At 57.9% G+C, this 20,779-nt stretch carries 27 protein-coding genes; 22 read left to right on the forward strand and 5 right to left on the reverse strand.

Features of this window, described 5'->3' with window-relative positions; genetic code table 11:
* Positions 1 to 392, forward strand: a 392-nt coding sequence (locus ACR3FE_RS23350) for a primase-associated protein (RefSeq protein WP_458210232.1), incomplete at its 5' end; no start/stop codon positions are given.
* 898 nt (positions 393 to 1,290) lie between these two features.
* Positions 1,291 to 1,773, forward strand: coding sequence for a hypothetical protein (locus tag ACR3FE_RS23355; RefSeq protein ID WP_458210234.1), 483 nt, complete (start codon positions 1,291 to 1,293; stop codon positions 1,771 to 1,773).
* Between the two features lie 36 nt (positions 1,774 to 1,809).
* Here the strand turns inward: ACR3FE_RS23355 and ACR3FE_RS23360 are convergent, their stop codons facing one another.
* A complete protein-coding gene (locus ACR3FE_RS23360; protein ID WP_458210235.1) occupies positions 1,810 to 2,043 on the reverse strand; it encodes a hypothetical protein in 234 nt (77 codons plus the stop codon).
* A gap of 133 nt (positions 2,044 to 2,176) precedes the next feature.
* Here ACR3FE_RS23360 and ACR3FE_RS23365 point away from each other — a divergent pair, with 133 nt between their 5' ends.
* From ACR3FE_RS23365 to ACR3FE_RS23380, 4 genes are all read left to right on the forward strand, one after another.
* On the forward strand, positions 2,177 to 2,467 hold the full coding sequence (locus ACR3FE_RS23365) for a DUF8069 family protein (RefSeq protein ID WP_458210237.1): 291 nt from the start codon (positions 2,177 to 2,179) through the stop codon (positions 2,465 to 2,467).
* Positions 2,467 to 2,793, forward strand: coding sequence for a DUF7558 family protein (locus ACR3FE_RS23370; protein WP_458210238.1), 327 nt, complete (start codon positions 2,467 to 2,469; stop codon positions 2,791 to 2,793). The genes ACR3FE_RS23365 and ACR3FE_RS23370 overlap by 1 nt, the downstream gene beginning before the upstream one ends.
* Before the next feature lie 95 nt (positions 2,794 to 2,888).
* Positions 2,889 to 3,254 carry a MarR family transcriptional regulator gene (locus ACR3FE_RS23375; RefSeq protein WP_458210240.1) on the forward strand — a complete coding sequence of 122 codons (366 nt, stop codon included), beginning with the start codon at positions 2,889 to 2,891 and terminating at the stop codon, positions 3,252 to 3,254.
* Positions 3,251 to 3,592, forward strand: coding sequence for a type II toxin-antitoxin system PemK/MazF family toxin (locus tag ACR3FE_RS23380; RefSeq protein WP_458210242.1), 342 nt, complete (start codon positions 3,251 to 3,253; stop codon positions 3,590 to 3,592). Before ACR3FE_RS23375 ends, ACR3FE_RS23380 begins: the two co-directional genes overlap by 4 nt.
* Before the next feature lie 524 nt (positions 3,593 to 4,116).
* Here ACR3FE_RS23380 and ACR3FE_RS23385 read toward each other — a convergent pair.
* A complete protein-coding gene (locus ACR3FE_RS23385; RefSeq protein ID WP_458210243.1) occupies positions 4,117 to 4,746 on the reverse strand; it encodes an ArsR/SmtB family transcription factor in 630 nt (209 codons plus the stop codon).
* A gap of 252 nt (positions 4,747 to 4,998) precedes the next feature.
* Between ACR3FE_RS23385 and ACR3FE_RS23390 the strand changes: the two genes are divergently transcribed.
* The 3 genes from ACR3FE_RS23390 (at position 4,999) to ACR3FE_RS23400 (ending at position 8,542) form a co-directional block, all read left to right on the forward strand.
* A complete protein-coding gene (locus tag ACR3FE_RS23390; protein ID WP_458210244.1) occupies positions 4,999 to 5,382 on the forward strand; it encodes a hypothetical protein in 384 nt (127 codons plus the stop codon).
* A 917-nt stretch (positions 5,383 to 6,299) separates the two neighbouring features.
* Positions 6,300 to 7,196: a DNA-binding protein gene (locus tag ACR3FE_RS23395; RefSeq protein ID WP_458210245.1), complete on the forward strand. Its 897-nt coding sequence runs from the start codon at positions 6,300 to 6,302 to the stop codon at positions 7,194 to 7,196.
* A gap of 233 nt (positions 7,197 to 7,429) precedes the next feature.
* On the forward strand, positions 7,430 to 8,542 hold the full coding sequence (locus ACR3FE_RS23400; protein WP_458210246.1) for a hypothetical protein: 1,113 nt from the start codon (positions 7,430 to 7,432) through the stop codon (positions 8,540 to 8,542).
* A gap of 14 nt (positions 8,543 to 8,556) precedes the next feature.
* On the opposite strand, the gene ACR3FE_RS23405 is transcribed toward ACR3FE_RS23400, so the two are convergent.
* Entirely contained in the window at positions 8,557 to 9,846 is a 1,290-nt protein-coding gene (locus ACR3FE_RS23405) for a hypothetical protein (protein ID WP_458210247.1), read from the reverse strand.
* A gap of 157 nt (positions 9,847 to 10,003) precedes the next feature.
* Here ACR3FE_RS23405 and ACR3FE_RS23410 point away from each other — a divergent pair, with 157 nt between their 5' ends.
* From ACR3FE_RS23410 to ACR3FE_RS23445, 9 genes are all read left to right on the forward strand, one after another.
* Complete coding sequence (locus ACR3FE_RS23410) at positions 10,004 to 10,936, forward strand: transcription initiation factor IIB (RefSeq protein ID WP_458210248.1); 933 nt, start codon at positions 10,004 to 10,006, stop codon at positions 10,934 to 10,936.
* A 78-nt stretch (positions 10,937 to 11,014) separates the two neighbouring features.
* On the forward strand, positions 11,015 to 11,899 hold the full coding sequence (locus ACR3FE_RS23415; protein WP_458210249.1) for a biosurfactant protein 1: 885 nt from the start codon (positions 11,015 to 11,017) through the stop codon (positions 11,897 to 11,899).
* A gap of 139 nt (positions 11,900 to 12,038) precedes the next feature.
* Entirely contained in the window at positions 12,039 to 12,305 is a 267-nt protein-coding gene (locus ACR3FE_RS27825; RefSeq protein WP_472850195.1) for a DUF8012 family protein, read from the forward strand.
* Positions 12,190 to 12,570, forward strand: coding sequence for a hypothetical protein (locus tag ACR3FE_RS23420; protein WP_458210250.1), 381 nt, complete (start codon positions 12,190 to 12,192; stop codon positions 12,568 to 12,570). The genes ACR3FE_RS27825 and ACR3FE_RS23420 overlap by 116 nt, the downstream gene beginning before the upstream one ends.
* Before the next feature lie 93 nt (positions 12,571 to 12,663).
* Positions 12,664 to 13,149, forward strand: a complete 486-nt coding sequence (locus tag ACR3FE_RS23425; RefSeq protein WP_458210251.1) for a DUF8025 family protein — start codon at positions 12,664 to 12,666, stop codon at positions 13,147 to 13,149.
* 195 nt (positions 13,150 to 13,344) lie between these two features.
* Positions 13,345 to 13,944, forward strand: a complete 600-nt coding sequence (locus ACR3FE_RS23430; protein ID WP_458210253.1) for a helix-turn-helix domain-containing protein — start codon at positions 13,345 to 13,347, stop codon at positions 13,942 to 13,944.
* A gap of 12 nt (positions 13,945 to 13,956) precedes the next feature.
* On the forward strand, positions 13,957 to 14,097 hold the full coding sequence (locus ACR3FE_RS23435) for a helix-turn-helix domain-containing protein (RefSeq protein ID WP_390203111.1): 141 nt from the start codon (positions 13,957 to 13,959) through the stop codon (positions 14,095 to 14,097).
* Positions 14,098 to 14,175: 78 nt separating this feature from the next.
* Positions 14,176 to 14,310: a heavy-metal-associated domain-containing protein gene (locus ACR3FE_RS23440; protein ID WP_390203097.1), complete on the forward strand. Its 135-nt coding sequence runs from the start codon at positions 14,176 to 14,178 to the stop codon at positions 14,308 to 14,310.
* A 335-nt stretch (positions 14,311 to 14,645) separates the two neighbouring features.
* Entirely contained in the window at positions 14,646 to 15,986 is a 1,341-nt protein-coding gene (locus ACR3FE_RS23445; protein WP_267623104.1) for a hemolysin family protein, read from the forward strand.
* A 356-nt stretch (positions 15,987 to 16,342) separates the two neighbouring features.
* On the opposite strand, the gene ACR3FE_RS23450 is transcribed toward ACR3FE_RS23445, so the two are convergent.
* On the reverse strand, positions 16,343 to 16,537 hold the full coding sequence (locus tag ACR3FE_RS23450) for a cold-shock protein (RefSeq protein WP_267623105.1): 195 nt from the start codon (positions 16,535 to 16,537) through the stop codon (positions 16,343 to 16,345).
* Positions 16,538 to 16,979: 442 nt separating this feature from the next.
* On the opposite strand from ACR3FE_RS23450, the gene ACR3FE_RS23455 reads away from it, so the two are divergent.
* Positions 16,980 to 17,396 carry a CBS domain-containing protein gene (locus ACR3FE_RS23455; RefSeq protein WP_458210255.1) on the forward strand — a complete coding sequence of 139 codons (417 nt, stop codon included), beginning with the start codon at positions 16,980 to 16,982 and terminating at the stop codon, positions 17,394 to 17,396.
* A 196-nt stretch (positions 17,397 to 17,592) separates the two neighbouring features.
* Complete coding sequence (locus ACR3FE_RS23460) at positions 17,593 to 19,401, forward strand: SLC13 family permease (protein ID WP_458210340.1); 1,809 nt, start codon at positions 17,593 to 17,595, stop codon at positions 19,399 to 19,401.
* A 104-nt stretch (positions 19,402 to 19,505) separates the two neighbouring features.
* Here ACR3FE_RS23460 and ACR3FE_RS23465 read toward each other — a convergent pair whose 3' ends face one another.
* The gene (locus ACR3FE_RS23465) at positions 19,506 to 19,688 is read right to left on the reverse strand and encodes a hypothetical protein (RefSeq protein WP_458210256.1); all 183 of its coding nucleotides are present in this window, start codon (positions 19,686 to 19,688) and stop codon (positions 19,506 to 19,508) included.
* A gap of 93 nt (positions 19,689 to 19,781) precedes the next feature.
* Between ACR3FE_RS23465 and pyrH the strand changes: the two genes are divergently transcribed.
* Positions 19,782 to 20,492 carry a UMP kinase gene (gene pyrH, locus ACR3FE_RS23470; protein WP_458210257.1) on the forward strand — a complete coding sequence of 237 codons (711 nt, stop codon included), beginning with the start codon at positions 19,782 to 19,784 and terminating at the stop codon, positions 20,490 to 20,492.
* A 34-nt stretch (positions 20,493 to 20,526) separates the two neighbouring features.
* Positions 20,527 to 20,766, forward strand: coding sequence for a hypothetical protein (locus ACR3FE_RS23475; RefSeq protein WP_267623109.1), 240 nt, complete (start codon positions 20,527 to 20,529; stop codon positions 20,764 to 20,766).
* Positions 20,767 to 20,779 lie beyond the last annotated feature (13 nt).

Below are 20,779 nucleotides of genomic sequence, written 5' to 3' on the forward strand. Positions count from 1 at the left end.
AAGATCTGTTCGAATTGCCCTGTATGGCGGCGATGGACGAGCGCCTGCAGGAAAAGAAACCCGTCCGGAAGGACCTGTTCAATCTGGTGCGGATGGCGTGGTGGCTTCCCCAGTACCGGGACGCGAGTACGGAGGAATTCATCAGCGACGTGAAAGACCTGTTCTCGCGGTGGCCCTGGTATGACGACGAGGTGACTGGGTACCAGATTCGGTACGAACTCGACAACGACATCGGCGGCGAGATCCCCCTCCCGATGAATTGTGCGAATGATGATATGCAGCGGTACTGCATCGGGCGCGACCAGTGCCCGTACTCGATCTATGGGAGCCTTCCCTTCCCCGATGAGATGTACGAGCAGATCGATGACCAAGGAGCGTCTCCATCACAGTAAGTCGTCGAGTCGAGCGAACACGGTTACGTTTGACAGTTCGCGTATCTATTCCTCGTCGGTATATCGAGAGAGTTCAGGACTGGGGTTTGCAAATACGAATTAGGGCTTCTCCGCGAGTAAATGAGCAGTCTTAGCGGTTCTCCCCCCTCGGTTTTCATTTATCGTCGGAACTTGCTTTCATATAGGATCCGCAACCTTATTCCACCAGTTTCCCGTTTTGCCGATATTCAGAGGGTAGCGGCCGTAACACGTTGCATATATCAACGAGAGTCCCGAGTCTCGTTTTCATATAACAAATAACGTCCTCAAAACAGTCCTCCGCTATCCTATGCAATTCTGTAGCCGTCAAGTCTGAGTTCGCACCTCGAAAATCGTCCAAAGGAAGGGTGGGGTACGAGGTGTGAATCCGGTGTGTTGCAGAGAGGGGATTCAGGGAGGGTCGGAGTGCATGCGGAATAGGGAAAACTATCAGCTGCGGATAACACAGCGAGCGCCGTAGCCGAGTGGTGAAATGGAGAGAAACAGGTGTTGAGGTATCGGTCGGGAGTGGGCAGAGAGACGAGGACTGGACAGATCTGATTGAGGCTACTCATTTGGCGGAGGTTGAGTTTTCAGAGTGCGTATGAATGTGGGAGGAGGACTAGATATTCTCCTTCGTGAAGCCGAGGGGTTAGCCGGTGGTGTGACGGGAGTGGTGAGCATACGACGTTCTCAATGAAGGGTGAGTTCTTCGCGTCTTGTGTCAGTCTGCATATGGAGGTGAAATGGCGGGAGTGTGCCTACGGAGCTGTTGTTCGCGCCGACGAAGGGTGACGGCGCTCAGCAGTCACGATCACTTGGATTGACCTCTGGCGTGCGAAGGTGTCCGGTCAGCTGAGTGCAGTCAGTGAGTGATACCATGTCGACGTTCAGCAACTCCGAGTCCACGACAGCATCGTCTTCAGAGAACCACGCGAGTCCACGAGATACTGGCGAACAATCTCAGCAGTCTGGATGGCTAGATGAAGAGAGCAGCGACGGCGGGACACCAACGCTTGAGATGGATCGGTGTCCGGAGTGCGGAGCACGTCGCTTCGTCTCGAAACTCCTGGTGTACGAGGTGACGAGCTTCGACGAGGGCGGTGGGCGAGAGTTCCGTCGGCAACACGTCCGGGCGGAGTTCGAGTACACCTGTAGCGAGTGCCAGACAACACTCCGGAGGCTGCCTGCGGATCGACGCGACTACTACGACGAGGTCAACGTCCTCGAAGCTGAACGCCGTGCAGCCCTTCGAGATCAACTTCAACAGTTGTGTCGCCGGGGCGGGCGACGACTCTGGGCAACGAAAGCCTGGATTGCACTCGTACTCCTCACAGTCGCCGTCGCGGTGGTCGGGCTGTAGGGGACGAAAACGAGGAACGGTGGACGTCACCCCTCGTCAGGGTCGTGATGGCAGCCGCAGTTCGTCATCAACTTCGTAGAGATAGCCCTTCAGGAGCAACTGCTCGATGTGTGCTCGTGCGTCGGCACGCTCGACGCCTTGATCCATTAGGTGGGCGACGGCGTCCTCTCGCGTGATCGTCTCGTCACTCCCCGCTCTTTCAAAGTACTGCTCGAGATGATCGAGCGCGGCTTCCTCACTGGAGTTGATCGGGGTCCGCGAATTCTCCATTATGTAAGGTATCGGTATCTCTGGATTTGACGATTGGGGTGCTATCTTCGTGTCACTACGGTCCAGCCACGGCCGAGTTTGTCGACGCCGAAAGGTGCGAGGCGCGCCTTCGTGCGTGTCAGTGAGTGAACCCATGACTGATCCAGTCATCCACGACGATACGGCAGCCGATCACGAACGACTCGAAACCGAACTCCTCGCACAAGACCGGGATGCAGCCCGGGTGGTGACGGCGGACGTCGACGAGACGACGGCGCGGCAGCTCGTCAGTGACCTCGTCGACGACGGCGTCGTGACGGCGGTCGCTGACCAGCGAGTTCTCGTTCACGAGCCGAGTGGCGAAGCCTTCGACTCGATTCTGCAACTCGCCGTGTTCCACCGCGGCTGGTCGGCTGCCCACGACACTGGGGAGGCTGACGAGTGATGCAGCAGACGCTCTCCGGCTGTGCCTTCTGTGATGCAGCACCTGGATCCACGGCAGGGACGGCGTATACGTGGGGGAAAGACGAGCGAGTCACCCACCAGATCTGCGTCGACTGTGCCGTCCAAGCGCGGCCCGACCCCGACAAGCGTGATTACCACGCCTGCGATGGCTGTGGACTCGTCGTCGACACGCTCACTGCACTGACGCGATTCCGTGTCGAACTCGGGCATCTCGAAGGGCCGTTACAGCTGTGTACTCGCTGTAACCCCGGTGGCCCCGCGACGTACTGGACGCGGGATCTCGAGACGCACGTCGTCGATGAATAGACTGCCCTTCCCACCACACCCAGTCGATCAACGAGATTGAACCGACTCAAAAATACGTCGATACATCTAATACATACGGCGACAAAGCAATACACATGCCCATCGACATCGAGACGTTCGAATCTTCTCCCGAGGACCGCCTCCAGCACTCCGGGGAGACGAACGCCGATCGCGTGATGCGATTCCTCGCCGCACATCCCGATCAGGCATTCACTCAGAGCGAGATCCGCGATGCAACCGACGTCAAAACGGGGAGCATCAGCGTCGTCCTCTCCCGACTCGAAGATCGGGGACTCGTCCGGCACAAGGGTAACTACTGGGCGCTCGGTGAGGCCGACGACGTCGCCGCGTACGCCAGCATGCTCGAGAGTACGCGAGCGGCCAACGACCGCTTCGGCGAGGAGGACATGGACGAGTGGTTGGAGCACGCCGTCGACGACGAGGATGAGGCGACTGAATGAGCTACCAGCGCGGGGACGTCGTCTGGGGCCCGGACCCGTTCAAGTCAGGTGAGAACCCGCGTCCCTGGCTGATACTGAACAACGACAGCCATCCGTTCGGAGACGAAGAGTACATGACGGTCACGCTGACGACGACACCCCACGACGAGGGCATCTCCCTCGACGACGCCGACTGGGTTGAGGGCGGGATGCCCAGGCAGAGCTACGCCTCACCGTGGGCAGTCGCGTCGCCGAAGCACGCCGCGATTGTTCGCCGGCAGGGCCGCCTCGAGGAATCGTTCGTCCAAACCGTCGTCGACGAGCTTGCGACCTATCTCGAGGCCCCGACCGAAGAATAACCGACCGAATCACGACCGGGCTTGACGACCCGTACGATCTCTGAGAGAGGACTGGGAATCCCGATCGCGTGTCGGCCAATAGTGTCGTTACGGGACGACCGCCGGCTGGTTTCTGAAGACCTTGGAACGTTGACCGAGAGTACCATCTCCGAAAGCCCTCGGCCGCTCGGCATCCCGCGACCCACGCTGCGCGCCTCGTTTCACTCGGTGCTTACGGGGTCGGGGGACGACCGAGGCGGCCTCGCCCTTTCTGAGTCCACCAGGATATCGACTGTGCCACTGAGCGTCGAGAGTGGTTGAACGGTGGTTCTTAACGGCACGCCCCGCTCGCCGCTGCCGCCCTCCGTGTCGCTCGCGACCGACCGTTCGTAGAGGGTTCGATGTAATTGACAAGTTGGCGACAGTTTTTCACAGCCGTGCTGAACTCACCGCGCAAGTCGGTCATGAGAAGGGAGTCTGCAATGACGTGATCGAATCGTCAGATACAGGACAGTAATGAAACGATTAAGCCGTCTCTCGATATCCTATTGTCGCCAATACCACCACCCCACTCCGAGTGCCACTACAAATAGGCCACCGACGAAGAAGACTACTCCAGGGGAGATAGCCATACCAGCGATTTCCAACAACGGTGGGTCGGGGCTAAGAGGCGGCGAACCACCTCCTCTGTCGACGTGGCGGCGTCCAAGCGTTCGAACTATCCAGTCGAATGCGACACTCCCAATGGCGAGGATAGCAATTGCTCCGACAAGCCGAGCGAGCATATCGTCCAACCCCGTCTCTCCGGGCGCAGTCCCCGTATAGAGCACGAGTGAGTGGTGGGTCGGGGAATATACCTTCATCTCTGTGCCCCGTGCCGAGTACCAGGTATCAACGACATCCACCAACTCCGCGTTCTGGAACTTCTGAAGGTGGTACTGCACATTCTGCAATGACGTATCCAAGCGGTCTGCGAGGTCCGAGGCTGTTTGGGGATCATCGTGGAGGTGGGCCAAAAGAGCCCGTGCCGTCTCCGACGATAGGCTCTCAAACACCTCCGTTGCACCCTCGTCTGTTAGTTCAAGAATGCGTGCCGATCGGTCATCGTTCGGTCGCACCGTCCACCGCATCGGAAAGACACGCGTTCTCTCGTCGGATTGGACTTCGTCGGGCATAGCCGTCTGTCACGAGAATCCCTGCAATGATAAGACCGTTTACCAGGCTACAGTCACCATTTGAGTCAGGCCAATCGCTATTTAAGCGAGGGACCTTCACTCAGTATGGACCGCAGACAAGTACTCTTAAGCCTTCCCATCGGTCTGTTGGCGTCGGGATGTGTTGAAACTGCCTCGCATATTGGGAAGAAAAACGAGGCGGGTACTCCAACAGAGAGTCGATCGCAACCGTTCACTGTGGAGATCATCGAGGTGAGATACGACAAACCGCAGCAAGACGATGGTTCGACGCCTCCGAGAGGTGACGATGGCAACTACCGCCAGACGGTCACTGCTACGTTCGACTGTGCGGAGAAGACAGTTCTCGTCGAGGGCTGGCTGTTTACCAACAGTTGTCGGAGGGTCACCATCAAATCCTACTCGTATGATGAGGGAAACGACCGGCTGAGACTCGTGTTATATCCTAAATGGGATGACCCCAAACCGCCAGAGAAGGTGGATTGCGCGGGAGCGAAATACCACTACCGGATACGAGTGACGGCGCGGAACACCCTCCCTGGAGAGATTCGCGTCGTTTACGAGTGGCCCGACGGAGCGCAGCCCACCCGGTTTCCCGTGCCGAACGATGAATGTTAGAGAACAGAGCTACACAACTGACATTCCACTACATATAGTGTCTGATTAATAGGGTTTCAACAGAGCCGTTCATCACGAAGTCGACGTTGCGCTCAATCTGAATGAGTGAGCACTTCTCGTATTCTGTTGTATCATAGACGAGCAAAACTACTACGCTCTGATCGATAGCGTATCTAAGGTCCCCTGACGAATTCAAAGAGTAAGCTGACATCCTAATGGCGATGGGCGGAAGGGATAGCAGGGAAGGCGCTGATCAACATCGGTGAAACCAACCCAGAAAGCCCCCGAACGCTCGCCGGCCGCGACTCGCTGCGCGCCTCGTCCCTGCGGTGCTTGCGTCGTCGGGGCACGTCGAGCGCCCGGCCCTTTTCAGTCCCGCCCGGGATCTATTGGTGAGCCAGCGATCTCCATCGGTTGACTGGTGTGGTACGAACGGCACGCACCGCTCGCCGCTTGCCGCCCTCCGCGTCGCTCGCGACCGACCATTCCGGGCGGGCTTCCGCTCCAGTAGGTGCGGTTCCTGCCGGGCTAAAGTGAATCTGGTCTCGACGCCAGCATTAAGCGCGTTTTCGGTTGCGCCCCTCGCGGGCTTTCGCGTTCCAGCGCTTTGGGCCGTTCCGCGCGGCGAGTCACATCGCGACTCGCCGTGCTCACGACCGTCGCCCTGGACACGGACCCACAGTCCGGGCCGGACACGAGAAACGGCTTAAAGCTGGCCGCTCGCTCCGGGCGGGTCGGCGCGCGGTGCTGGATGATTGTCCGCCTCAGGCGCGCTCTCGCTCGCGCCCAGAGGGCGCTCGCGAAGGCGCGAGCGAGAGCGCGCAGATGGTTCTGTCGGTCGGTGTCGTCGGAAAACCGCGATGTAATGGCATCGCGGTGTCGGGCGCGTGAGCGCCTTCAGGTCTATGGTGAGACCAATGTCAAGTAAGAACGTTACCACTGATGTAGTTTCGGTCGATGAACAGGCATTCGAGAAACACGAGGACGGAACGGTCGACGAGGACGGCTTCGAAGTCGTCGATGAGACGCCGGAGTTCCAGGCGACGGTGCAGATGGAGGTGCAGGCAAAGGTCGATGCGAACCACCCGGACGGGATGGTCGACACCAGTGACGAGCGGATCTACGGTGCGACCCTCGAACAGGAAGAGCGCATTCGGGCACGGGAGGCTGAGCTGGAGCGTATCAGTGCCCAGGCAGAGCTGGGGACGCAGGAAGGTCGGGAGAAGCGGACGCGAGACATCGCGGCGAAGCGGAGCGCTGAGCGGCGTGCAGAGTTCCAGAAGCGGGCGGCGAGCGTGAACCCGTGGGCAGACCCGGAGCGAGACGATCCTCGTGCAGAACTCACGCAGGAGCAGTTGGCGGCGGTGAACAAGCAGTCGATGCGGCTGGCGAAGAAGCTGGATGGCTGGTCGCGGGCAGCGATTGGACGGCGACTAGGTGAGGCCGTCGTCGGTGGGAAAGATCTGATGAGCGCGGTCGTCGGGGTGTTTGAGGAGTTGCAGACGGCGCCGGGGCAGGTGGTTCCCATCGGGAAGCTCGAGGACGTCAATCGCAAAGAGGTGAGTATTGAGGGTCGTGTGACGCAGTTGTGGGACCCATCGAGTTCAGCGATTTCCCAAGTGGGGCTCATCGAAGACGAGAGTGGAAAAACGAAATTCACCAGTTGGGTGGCGAGTGACCAACCGTGGATCGAGGAGGGCGAGCGCGTTCGAATTCACGGAGCGGCGAAGAACTGGTACAACGGGCGGGTTTCCGTGGCTCTGACCGGGTGGAGCACCGTGCATTTCCCTGAGCGCGGTCGGTGGTGGGAATAGCCGGTCGTCGCAGTCTTCTTTTTTGCTACGTGCCGGACCGACCCAGACCCCACCTCCCCACCCTCCGCTCCGTGCTCGCTTCGCTGCGCGCGCAGCCACAACCTCGATGACGGTCCAAACAATATCGACTCGAAATATCCCCAAGTAACATGTCGGGAGTCATTCCTGTTCATTCACTCGGGCGGGTGCTGCGTGGGAAACGGTCTTGTGATTTGGTAGGCTCTACTCGATTAATGGACTGTGCGGAGTGTGGCAGTGAGCTCGATATGTTCGAGTCCAGTAATCATGGGGTTGGAGATAGCGATACGCCGCTTTGCTATCCCTGCTATCTCGACTCTAACGTGCTCCTGCACAAGTACGACGACTACGATCCGTACCATCTCGATGGCGATGAAAAAGAGACTGTACTGCAAGCACTTCACGACAAACTCAGATACATCGTCTTCTTTCGAATTGAGAATGATCCGCCACAGAGTGTAGTCGCCTTTGCTCGGAACGAGACAGACCCTGGATTCATCCAATCTGCTGTTTTAGAGTCTGAACTCGGTCAGTTTGTGGAGGATTCTACCATGTTCAATCTTGGGGAGGTGTACGGCGAGTTGGACAAGGGACTTTGCTGGCAAGCCTCGAAGTGGAAACACAGCTCGCTTGGTCTATCTGGACGGCCTGGTCCTGCCCGAGTTAGTCTAGTGACTGGAATTCCGTGTATCACAGATAGCCGCGGCTGGCTTAAGGATGAAACAAGGAACGTACTGGGAGACCGTCTCCTATCCCTATTCCTTGACGGTGCTGATTTAGAGGAGATCGAGACACTTGGTGATGCGACCGCAGCTGTTGATGAGTGGTTTCCAATTGCCTCTTCATTTGGACTCTCACCACCAGCACGCGACTACTTCCGAGATAATCCGTATCTCCTCGGCAAACAAAGCCGGAAGATGATCCAGAACAACGCCAATGGAGAGGATTTCGAGCGCCTCTTTTCAAATCTCACCAGTGACGCCGGTCTCGATACGTGCCGTGGGCATAGCTGGTGGCGCCTCCCAGAACCAGTACAAGACGATCTCGACGAATTCCGTGGTCAGGCAGGGATGCCAGACTATTTCGTGTGGGGTGAGCAACGAGAACTCTCTGAGTTTATTCGAGGCCTCGGTCTAGACGAGTTTGAAGAACCGAGACACGAAATCGGGGTTTTTGTCGAAGTCAAATTCACATCCTGGGATCCGACCCGAGAGTTCTATACTGATAATCAGAAGGAGGTGTTCCCGCAACTCCAAGCCAATGGGTTCGATGTCCTCGTCTTCAAAGGAACCGAGGAAGAACACTGGCTGGAGCGGTACACTTCGTAAAAGACGCTCATCCTTTAGGGAGCGAAGTGCTCGTACACGGGGAGGAGGGTTTCGAAGAATTCGAGCGTATACTCTACAAGCTCCTTGTTATCGATGAACTCCGAGTTGTACGGGATTTGCTTCTCGATCACGAACGACTTCTCTTGCCCGATCTTGGCTTCATTAGCCTCTCGAACCGAGCGGGCGATGAGAGATAGCCGATTTTCAATCCCTTCCTCGTCGGACATACCGGGGGCGTACCCGATGGAATCGGTCGGGAAGGTCGTGGTCTTGTACATCGTGTCCTTCGCCTGCTTGATATTCCGTTGATATCGAATGTAGGTGAACGGATTATCTTCAGTTGTTAGCTGGACGTTCTCCAGGTTCTGCAGCGCATCCTTCATCACATGGAGGAATTGAGGGTCAGGCTCAATCCCTCGATTGGTGATGTTACCGAGCACCCGTCTAGTGATGTATAGCTGAACACTGAACCGCCCCGCATGCCAGAATCCCGCAGAGAAGTGGTTCAGCTTGGAAAACGGATAGCTGTCCAGCCCGTCTTCGTCCGCCAAATGAACTTCCCTACTCTTCTGGTTCGAAGTCGCAAGGAACCGTCCAAGACCATACTCTTCTCGCTTGTCGTACAGCGTCTGTGAAAAGATGCCAGTCTGATTCTGATCAACTCCACGGAGGAGTTCTTGCTTGTATTCTGTACTCCCAGGGCCTTTCAGCTTCTCACGGTCGAACCCTCTGAATGGTACCATTCTCATTAACTCCAGGTAATCTGTGAATTCCTCCAAGAGGAAGCGGTCAACATTATTGGTCGAAGTCCCTCGGTGTGATTCCAATAGCTCGTATACATCTAACCAGCTCGCGCCGTGGCACAGCCGATCAATCTCGATATCGAGTTCTCCCCGGTACTTCCCCATCTGCGCTTGGCTCAGTCTGTCTCGTCCGGTCTTCACTTCGACAACGATTGACGAAGGTGCATCGTCCGAATGGATGGTGACCACTCCATCAACCGTGCCGTCACCAGACCTCGGATCAGACTCGGCTGCAACGTTTCGTCCCTCGTACGACAGGCCGACGAGGTGGATGGTTCGATCAGTCGTGGGAATATCCTCTAACCCAACTTGGGCATCGTACTCGAACTCAGCGTCCTCAAACTGTATTCCCAGAAATTGGTCTAGAAAGCCATCCGTGAGTCGAGTATCCGACTCCTGTAAGACTTTCAGGAATCCCTTCGTGGTATTGTTTTCCAGCTGCTCTTTTCCTTCGTCGCTGGCTCGTTGGTACCAGAAGAGATTATCCCACTTTGGCCTCACGAACACACAGTTCATCCACACGAAGTATATTCCTTCTGCTCAGCTGTGAGGACAGCGAAGCCGACTGGTCGAATGATCGGCCACCTAGGCGATTCGTGGGTGTTTTTGACCCCCCCTGAGGGGTGCGAGGTGCGTGTAAAGTACCTCGCGGTCCACGATGGCAATAAAGAACGTCTACGAGAGCGGATTCGACGAAGACGTATCGAACGACGGAACCACGCCGTGTCCAGAGTGTAATGGCCAGGTGAGAACGAACAGCGTTGAAACTGTCTGCGAGGACTGTGGGCTCGTCATTGACGAGCAGCGAATCGACCACGGGCCTGAATGGATAACCCACGACCAACACGAGCGTAAGCGGACGGGGGCTCCACTCACAGCAACACGTCACGATCGAGGGCTGTCGACGGAGATTGGTCACGGGAAAGACGCGAACGGGAACGAGCTCTCCGAACGAAAGCGTCGACAGCTAGCGCGAATGCGACGTGAACAGACCCGTGGTCGGTTCCAGTCGAAAGCCGAGCGAAACCTCGCACACGGCCTAGGTGAAGTCCGACGAATCGCGAGCGTTCTCGATCTCTCGAACTCGGTACGCGACCAAGCCTGTCAGCTCTTCCGGAGCGCTCAGAATGAAGACCTGCTTCGAGGCCGATCGATCGAAGCAATCGCGACAGCCAGCGTCTACGGGGCGTGTCGTTGTAGCGGCCTGTCACGAACACTCGACGACGTCGTCGACGCGGCACGGGTCGAGCAGTCGAGAGTCAAGAGTGCCTACAAAACGTTGAATACTGATCTCGGACTCCCGACTCAACCCGTTCGTCCGAGCGAATACGTTCCCCGGCTTGCGTCGGAACTCGATGTTCCCGACTCCATTCGACAGCGAGCTCGAACGTTGGCCGAACAAGCTGAATCAACGAGTGCAACAACGGGAGTCCGGCCATCAGGATTCGCAGCGGCCTGTCTCTACACAGCAGGACGTGATGAAGGCCGGTGGCTGACGCAGTCGGAAGTTGCAGAGGCTGCGAACGTCACTCCTCCGACCATCCGCTCGCATCAAGACGCACTGGCTGATCTGGTCCTCTGTGGCGTCTGACTCGGAACGCTCAATCCGTCTCAGGTGGGGGCTGATGTTTAAAAGTGAAGACGAAGGAACGTGCTGGTAGACGTCCCCATGACCGATCGTTACGCTGATCTCGAGGAACTCCGACCGCGTGGCGAGGCGACACAGATTCCCGACGATGAACTCACCAGAGACGGTCGTCGCGAGTCATCCAGCGGCCGAACCGGGCAGACACTCGTGGGCTATCCAGATGGTGCAGGCCCAACAGCGAGCGAGTGTGCTTCCTGTGGCGCGTCGATACGAGCCAGCCAGACGAAGTGCCGGTTCTGCCTCACGAATCACCTCGGAGCGTCCACCGATAACCAGCAGCCCGCAGATACCGAGTGGACACTGCTTCACGTCGTCCAGCTGCTCGTCGAGGCATCGACTGTCTATCACGCCCTCGCGAAGGGCGCTGCGGCAGCCACCCTCCTCGCGAGGTCCGACAGAGATCCAGCCGTCGACGACTGCCAGCTGCTCTACGATTTCGACGACGCACCTGCCGCACAACTGACCGACGAGTGGCCCTCGCTTCCTGACGCCGTACGGGCGACCTCCGAGCGTGGTGACCGGCTCCTTGCGGTGGCTCGTGAACGGACTCTCTGGACTGAGCCGACCGAGGCGACACGTGGAGAGGCTCACACGACGTTCCTCTACGACGAGGAGGGTCACAGCATCCGCGACAGAAATCGGCTTACAGGTCTCCTTGAGAGCGCCGAGAACGACGCCTGGTTGGTGCCAGCGATTGCACTCCAGCGTTCCGTCGACGACGCGCAGTCAGGGAATGGGCAACCCAACGTTCCCTCGAAAACGCGTCTTGAGTGTCGCAAGTGCGATCGGAAGACTGTGCATCAGTTCCAAGAGTTCGAGTCTATCCCAGATGACAAGTGGTCTGGCCAGCCGATGTGGGAGTGCCAGGTGTGCCAGTCACCTCGTCACGGACCGAATCCTCGGTAGGATACTCGGAGAACAACATCTTAACCAACGGGGCTTGCATACACCCGACGTTGTTGGTTAAGACTGGTTCAGGACCTGGCGGCAGACATCAACGACCTCGGCTCATTTTTCTGCGCCGGGAGTCGCCGAGGCGCACATGATGGACCCACGAGACACGCCTGGATATCGACTGCATCGCGCTCTGAGTAACCTCAACAGCATCGAGAAACAGCGATTCCACGTCTCTCCAAGCAGGGTTTGTCACCCCCCGAAGGGGTGCGAGGGCAGGAAAACGCCCTCGAGTACAACCAATGGCAACACTCCAAGCTGCGACGACGTCGACCGGCGCAATCGTATCGAATCCACAGGCAGTCCGCGAGCTCTGCGAGAGTCACTGCTTCGGGACGCTCAATTGGGAGCTCACTGAAGAAGGCGAGCTCACATTCTGGGGCTACGATGATTTCGAGGTCTACGAAGCCATAGAGAGCGGGCTTCCGGACTACGACGGCGGCATCGTGACCCACGAGTTCCTCCGGACGCTTGCCGACTATCTCGAGTCAGACGAAGAACTCGACATCCAGACAGCTGGGTTCACGAAATGTCGCTTCCCGGTCCTGGCGAAGCGGTACGTCGTTCGCGACGGAGAGGTCTTCCACGCGAACCTCAGGTCCCTCGAGCCAATTGAGGGGTAGCTGTTGTTCATCCACTCGTGGGACAACCTGCTTCGAGGCAGCTGCTGTTTTTCGAGGGCTGGAAGGACTGAGCCCTCGTGGGGTCAGGATTCCATGACTGAGGAACTAGCCGACGATCCGTTCCACGACTGCGAGTTGGACCCCGACGCGGTTCTCGGGACACAGACCTTCGAAGACGTCCTGTTCACAGACGACACAGAGACGTTGACGAGACGCAGCGCGTCTCGTCCGCACACCAGAACGCGAAGCGTTCTGGGGACGCCAGTGAACGTGCTGACCGGCGAGATACCAGCGCATTCGAAAGCGACCGTCGAGGAGGCGAAGGCGTTCGCAGCGAGTATCGACACCGACACGCCACAGATCGTGCTCCCTGCGTCGGTCGAGGCGCAGGTTGAGACCGCGAGCAAGCCCTATACGTCGGCTGCGTTCTTCCACTTCAAGGCGACCGGATCGCTCAAGCTCCATCGAGCCTATCACGCCGCCTACGAATCGGATGCATTCACAGTTGCGTTTGAGGCGGACTGCGAAACTGGGAATCTGACGATCATCGTCGAGAGAGAAACCAAACAAACCAAGTGAACCTCCCCGGAGGGTCAAGCCTTGGGACTTCCTGCTTCAACGACGCACATTGCATTTCCGAACTCATCTACGGATATCCTTGCGGTGTTGGTAGCGCTGTTGTTTGGCATGTTCGCCCTCGTATTCCTTGTTGCAATTTAGAGAGAGTCGTTTCTGGACAGCACGTTCTTACGAGCATGCAGCATACGGTTCGTCATGCGAGAGTTCATTTTCACACTTGCCTACGATCCCGGGACGAACGCCGTCGCGGACGTCCTCTCCGCTGCACCCGATACTCGTATCCAGTCACTGTCCTGCCACGTCTCCGCGGAGCATCTCTGGCGCGTCGACCACATTACAGGCTCCGAAACAGTCCGCGACGACATCGTCACTGCAGTCACAGACGGAGATTACTACCCGGATTGCCTCGCACGACGGGACTGCGATGCGGACTGGCAGACCCAAGTCCTCGACGAATCCGGAGATACGCTCGTCATCTACTCCTACTGGACGCGGACGCCCTCCTGCATGTCCATCCCCCACCTCGCGCTCGAGCATTTCGGTGACGGGCTGATCTTCGAGACGACGTGGACAGAGCGACGATACGAGTGGCGCGTGATCGTCCCAGGCAATCCCGAGTTTAGCGCCTTCCACGACGACCTCACAGCCGAAATCGCCGAGACGACGGGCGTCGAAATTCGTCGCATCACGAATGCACCTGCCTTGCCGGAGCGAGATATCGACGACCAGGAGCCAGCGTTGTCCCCTGAGCAGGACGCCGCGCTTTGCGCTGCCGTCGACGCCGGGTACTACTAAACGCCACGAGAGATCGAAGCCTACGAGTTCGCGGACCGGCTCGGCATCCCAAGTTCAACATTCGCCTATCGACTTCGTCGCGCAGAGTCACAGCTTGCGCTGGCCTATGCCGACGCAGGCCGTTCCGACACTGCGACTGACGAGGACGGCTGACACCGAGGAAGTTGCTGCACAGCAACCGTACCGCTTTGCCCGCAGCATGACTACTAGAGGTAATGACTCAGGATTCGGGTGGCCCAACGGATCCACCAGAGGACCCCCCAGCAAATCTCGCTATCAGTACCGGACATGGATTGTCCGTCGTGTCCGGAGAAAATCGCCAACAGCGTTTCGACGCTCGACGGTATCCACGAGGTCGATCCATAGGTGATGAACGGAACTGTCACTGTCACCTACGACCCAGACGACACCGACGTCGACGCCATTGAGAAGCGAATTACCGCTGCAGGGTATCGGATTGAATCACCAACTGAGACGCAGTGCCGTCGTGGCCGGCCAGGTTCTCACGCAGCCCCAGATTGGTCTGTAAGCCCCAGTAGGCGTTCTCGTGTATCTCACAGCCCTCACCCCGAGCGAGCGAGGAGGGAGGGATAGTACAGACGCTAATGACATCGTGATCCCCCGCGATTCGTGGAAACGCTGACCGCAGAAGACTAGTGCAGTATCCATCCCTACAAGTGCCCTCGCGTCCGTAATTGACTATGGTAGATCTGATTTCTCTCGGCGGACTGCTCCTCGCCTTCATTCTCGTCATCATGAACGGGGTCTTCGTCGCTGCGGAGTTCGCGTTCGTCAAAGTCCGTCCTACGCAGGTTAACGCACTCGTCGAACGCGGCAAACCGGGGGCAACACTCGTCCAGGAGGTCATCCAGAATCTGGATGACTATCTGGCTGTCAGTCAACTCGGTATCACGCTCTCCTCGCTTGGTCTCGGTTGGATCGGTGAACCGGCCGTGGCAGCGCTCATCGACCCCGTTCTCGGTCAGTTTCTTCCTGCGGGAGCGGTCCACCTCGTCGCGTTCGTCCTGGGATTCGGCTTCATCACGTTCCTCCACGTGGTGTTCGGCGAACTCGCGCCGAAGACGTTCGCCATCCAGGAGGCCACGCGTGTCGCGCTCCTCGTCGCCCCACTCATGAAGTTCTTCTACTACGTGTTCGTGCCCGGTATCATCGTCTTCAACGGCACGGCCAACTATTTCACCCGCCTCGCTGGTGTCTCCCCGGCCTCCGAGAGCGAGGAAACCCACACCGAATCTGAGATTCGGATGATCCTCACCCGCTCGGAGGAGACGGGACATATCGACCTCGACGAGGTTGAGATGATCGAGAGCGTCTTCGAACTCGGCGACACGATCGCCCGTGAGGTCATGGTTCCGCGTCCGGACGTCGAGACCGTGACTGCCTCAATGCCGCTCTCGGAACTCCGGTCGGTTGCCGCTACCGGGACGTACACGCGCTATCTCGTGCTCGACGAGGACGGGAATCAACCGCTTGGATTCGTCCACGCCAAAGACATCCTGCGAGCGAGCGAAGCCGGAACGGACCCGGACAGCACGGTCACGGCGCGTGAGCTCGCACGAGCGGTCCTCACGGTCCCGGAAACGCGTCGGATCGACGCGATACTCGCCGACTTTCAGACGCGTGGGGAAGGCCAGATGGCCGTCGTCGTCGACGAGTGGGGTGTCTTCGAGGGCATCGTGACCATCGAGGATATCCTCGAGGAGATCGTGGGCGACATCCAGGACGAGTTCGATACAGGAGCCCAGGAGCCTTCGATCGAGAAGAGAAACGACGGAGCGTACGTCGTCGACGGAGGGGTCCCCGTTCAGGAAGTGAACGACCGCCTCGACACGCGATTGGAGAGCGACGATGTCGAAACGATCGGTGGGCTGGTCTTCAGCCGTCTCGGCAGAGTTCCCGAAGTAGGCGATCAGATCCAACAGAACGGATACGTCCTTCGGGTCGAGGCCGTCGATGACGCTCGAATCGAACGGCTCGTGATTCACGAAGCTGAGACAGGTGAAGAGACGGACAATGAGTAGTCAATTCGAAACGGAAATGAAAACGAGCCCAGCGCGGTCCAAGAGCCGCGATTCGGATTGTCAGATTAATTACTGCAGGCCGGATTATCGCCGTTCGATCCCTACTATATTAACCCACTATGCCCGCTCAACAGCTTTCCACGTCCCGAAGCCGGCTTGCGCCAGAAGACGATTCTATCGGAACTCGAAATCTGAAGTCTCTGTCTTCGTGTTTCGGGAACTGGGCGTACTGCCTCAAACCAAGTAGGGTTCTCTCAGCAGTCTCGTAGTCTGTTTGCTAGTACTCCGGATGGAACTGGCTCAGAAATGGAACAAAGTTACAGTGTCGCCCGTTTGGCGACGACGTGAACCTTGAATTAGGCGCGAACGACGTTCGTCGCGCGGGGGCCCTTGGGGGCCTGTTCGATATCGAAGTCGATCTCGGTTCCTTCCGTCAGATCTTCACCGCCAACGTCCTCCATGTGGAAGAATACGTCGTCGTCAGAGTCGTCCGTCGTGATGAAACCGTAGCCGCCAGTGTCGTTGAAGAAATCAACCTTACCGTTTGCCATTGCAACTAAAACCAGACCGCATCCACGGTTAAGACTTCCGTATTCGTCATACAATTCGGGAGATTTTTGGACGAATATCCATAAAATGAACAATGAAGAGTATAGATGGCCGTATGGCTGGTTCGCGGGAGAAAACCGCCTTGTTCGACAGAACGCTCCGGGGCTTCTGAATAAGTCACACTTTCTCTGTTGTGCTGTTCAGGTGCTTGCTCACTCTCTGGGTATCGACTGCCGTTCGATCAGAGTGTCTGTCGGAACTGTATTCTGCGAACTGTCTTGGGAGCTACTGGTTCGAGATGGCTCCGCCGTCTCCTCACCATGAGCGAGCGTTGCGCTCTCGAACGACTCCGAGGCAATCGCCTTGAAGCTCTATCGAGCGTTCTGCCACCTGATCCGTACTGCGGTGCGAACTCTTATCCCCAGACATCCGCTCTGTGCATAGATGGACGATGTTTTCGTCGGGAGCCTCATGTCTTCGCCAGTCCACACCGTAGGTACCGACACGTCACTTCGGAATGCTGGAAGACTGATGCTCGAACACGGTATTGGCTCGGTCATCGTCGTTGACGACGACGGTCAACTCGAAGGCATTCTCACAGCCACTGATTTCATTAGAGTCATCGCGGACGGAGACCCCGACCCGGACGCGACTGTCGGAGCATCGATGAGTACAGACGTTACCACAACTACCGCGAACGAATCCGTTCGTAGTGTCGCTGATTTGATGATTGAATATGGCTTCCATCACGTCCCGGTTCTCGATAACGGGGATGTCATCGGTGTTATCACAACAACAGACTTGGCGGCGTACATTTCTCGCGGAGAGGAACCGAGTCCGAACGATGCGACCAACGAGTAACTATCTTCGGAGCGCACAACGCAACTGTTGGAATTCTCAAACTGGCAGTCAACCCGTCTCGACGGCTTGTCACGCTCAATAACCAGCTGGTGTACATACCAGTCCTTTTCCCGCGTCAGCGTCTCTATTTGGTGTGCCCTTCTCTATCGTTTCGTTGGCAGTCCCGGCCCTCGGCCTCCCGTCCATAACGGCCGAGATGCTCGTCGTATTTGCAATTATTCTCCTCGCACTCGTGTTGTTCGCCACTGAGTGGTTCCCCATCGATGTCACCGCGATTCTGGTGATGGTGTTGTTGATCATATTCGAGCCTTGGACACAAATCTCCCCACGTGAGGGGATCTCTGGCTTCGCCAATCCGGCCACGATCACCGTCCTGGCGATGCTCATCCTGAGTACCGGAATCAACCGAACCGGCATCGTCCAGCTGCTCGGTCGGAAGATGGCCGCGTTCGCGGGGGCCAACCGACGCAAGCAACTCGCGGCGACGATCGGCATCACCGGCCCCATCTCGGGGCTCATCAACAACACGCCGGTCGTGGCGATTCTGGTCCCGGTGATCAACGATCTCGCACACAACGGGAAGACGTCGCCGTCGAAACTGCTGATGCCGCTGTCGTTCGCCTCGATGCTCGGCGGCACGTTGACCCTCATCGGGACGTCGACGAACATCCTCGCGAGCGATATCGCAGCCCAACTCGGGGCGGACTCCCCGGAGTTGGGTCTACACGCGTTCGGGATGTTCGAGTTCACCAAACTCGGTCTCGTCGTGTTCGCGGTCGGCTCTCTCTATCTGATGACTGTCGGCGTTCGACTGCTCCCCGAACGGATTCCCGCTGACGAGGACCTCGTCGAGGAGTACGCCCTCCAAGAATACCTCGCAGACGTCGCTGTTCCAGCGAACTCGTCCTTGGTCGGGCAGACGGTCGAGGAGGCACTGGGGGACGACGAACTCGATATCGACGTGTTACAGCTGATCCGATACGGTGAGCGCTTTTCGGAACCGCTCGCTCGCAAGGAGATCCGCGAGAACGACACGCTTCGGCTCAGGACGAATCGGGAGACGCTCGAACACATCATGGACGCAGAAGGCCTCACCTTGACGGGTGGCCCCCGAACTGAAGACGATCTGCATCCTGAGGACGAAGAACCCGTGCTCGTCGAAGTCGTCGTCCCGTCGGGGTCGTTCCTCGTCGGTGAGACGCTTTCAAGTTCGTCGTTCCGACAGCGCTACGACGCGAACGTCCTCGCCTTCAGAACCCGGGGTGACGTCGTCCGGGACCGGTTCGAGGACATCCGTATCCGGGTCGGTGACACGCTCCTGGTGCAGGCACCGCCCGACAGTCTCACTCGCCTCGTCGAGAACCAGGACTTCATCGTCGCCCACGAGTTCGACGAGGTGACCTATCGGAGCGACAAGATTCCGTTTGCGGTCGGAATCATCGCCGGCGTCGTCGCGCTCCCGGCACTGAACATCCTGCCGATCGTCGTCTCTGCGTTAGCAGGGGTCGTGGCGATGGTCTTCACCGGGGTTCTGAAACCGACCGAACTCTACTCGTCCGTCGAGTGGAACGTGATCTTCCTGCTCGCCGGCGTCATCCCCCTCGGGATTGCGCTCCAGCAGACGGGGGCCGCTGCCCTTCTGGGAGACGCTGTCGCCTCGACGGCGACATTCTTGCCGGCGATCGGTGTTCTGTGGGTGTTCTATCTCGCGACCGGGCTGTTGACGAGCGTCATCAGTAACAACGCAAGCGTCGTGTTGATGATTCCCGTCGCGGCCAGCGCGGCCCAGTCGATCGGTGCGAACGCGTTCGCGTTCGTCCTCGCCGTGACATTCGCCGCCTCGACGGCGTTCATGACGCCGGTCGGCTACCAGACGAACCTCTTCGTCTACGGGCCCGGTGGCTACACGTTCTCAGACTTCATCCGCGTTGGTGCGCCGTTACAGTTGCTCCTGTCGGTCGTAACAACCCTCGGAATTGCGTTCTTCTGGGGTGTCCGTGTCTGATCTCTGTGTTATATCTCTCCCCTGAACGACGACGCAGGAATACTGAGATTCCTTGTGTTGCACGATGTGGGTGCAGAGAACATGCCATGGCCGAGTGAATCGCCTCACTCGTTTTCGAAGTGCGGGTCAGTCATCTTCACTGTATAGACACGTTCTCTCGGGATGTACGTGTACTCGTCGTCGCCGTGGTGAATCTGCCAGTGGTCCTCTCGGTAGTTCAGTTTCTCATCGTCGATTTCTTCCGACGCGGTGTCGCCGTTGTCGCCTTGATACACAATCGTCGCCATGAACGACAGTAGGCGGGCCGCGTGGATAACGTGGCGGGTTATCAAGAGGTGCTAGATTGTAGTTCGGCGCTGTCCTATAGTCTAGAGACCACCATGCGCATCGTACTCTCACTCGGCGGGAGCATCCTCGTGCCAACCCTTGACCAAGCGCAGTTTCGAGAGTACGCAGCCGTCATCACAACACTCGCCGAGGAGCACGACGTCTGTGTCGTCACCGGGGGCGGATCTCCTGCACGCGAATTCATCGATGTGGGGCGAGCTCTTGATGCGAACGAAGTCGAGCTTGATCAACTCAGTATCGGGGTTACTCGGCTAAATGCCCGACTTCTCATCGCGGCGATCGGCGACGACGCCGTCTTGACGCCTTCAACAGACTACGAAGCGGCGGGCAAAGCGCTCCGCTGCGGCGACATCGTCGTCATGGGTGGAACAGCACCCGGTCAAACTACTGACGCGGTAAGTGCGCTCCTTGCTGAGTACGTCGACGCAGAGCGTCTCATCTATGCGACGGACGTGCCTGGGGTCTTTAGCGCGGATCCTCACACGCACCCAGACGCAGAGCCATTCGGCGAGTTACGCGCGAGCCAACTCATTACCCTCATCCTCGATATCGACACTACTGCCGGGAGTCGTGTACCGATCGACCTTCTCGCCGCGAAGATGATTCAACGTGTACACTGCGAAACCGTGGTTATTGATGGAACCGATCCAGAGAACATCCTCACCGCTGTCCGAACCGGCAAATTCGAGGGGACGAGAATCATCTCGGACGGGGCTGATGACATGCCTCCCACTGAAACATGACGGTTGTTAACCCCGTGGAGAGCTATATCTGAGTATGTCGCGATACGTGGCTTCCTTCGAGATTGACTCACAAACCGATTCGTATGCCGCTCGACGCATCCTGGAGCGAGTATACGATACGATTCGAGAAGAGTCATCGAGCGGCCGGGAGGACTCTGACGACACAAGCGAACTCCTCGAATCGTTTAAAACGCTCCGAGATGCAGCGAAACGTCCCACCACAGGCAAACTGACGATTACTTACGAACAATACGACGACGAATTCGAAAACTGAGCTCGCAGAACAC

The organism is Haladaptatus rarus (assembly GCF_054177585.1).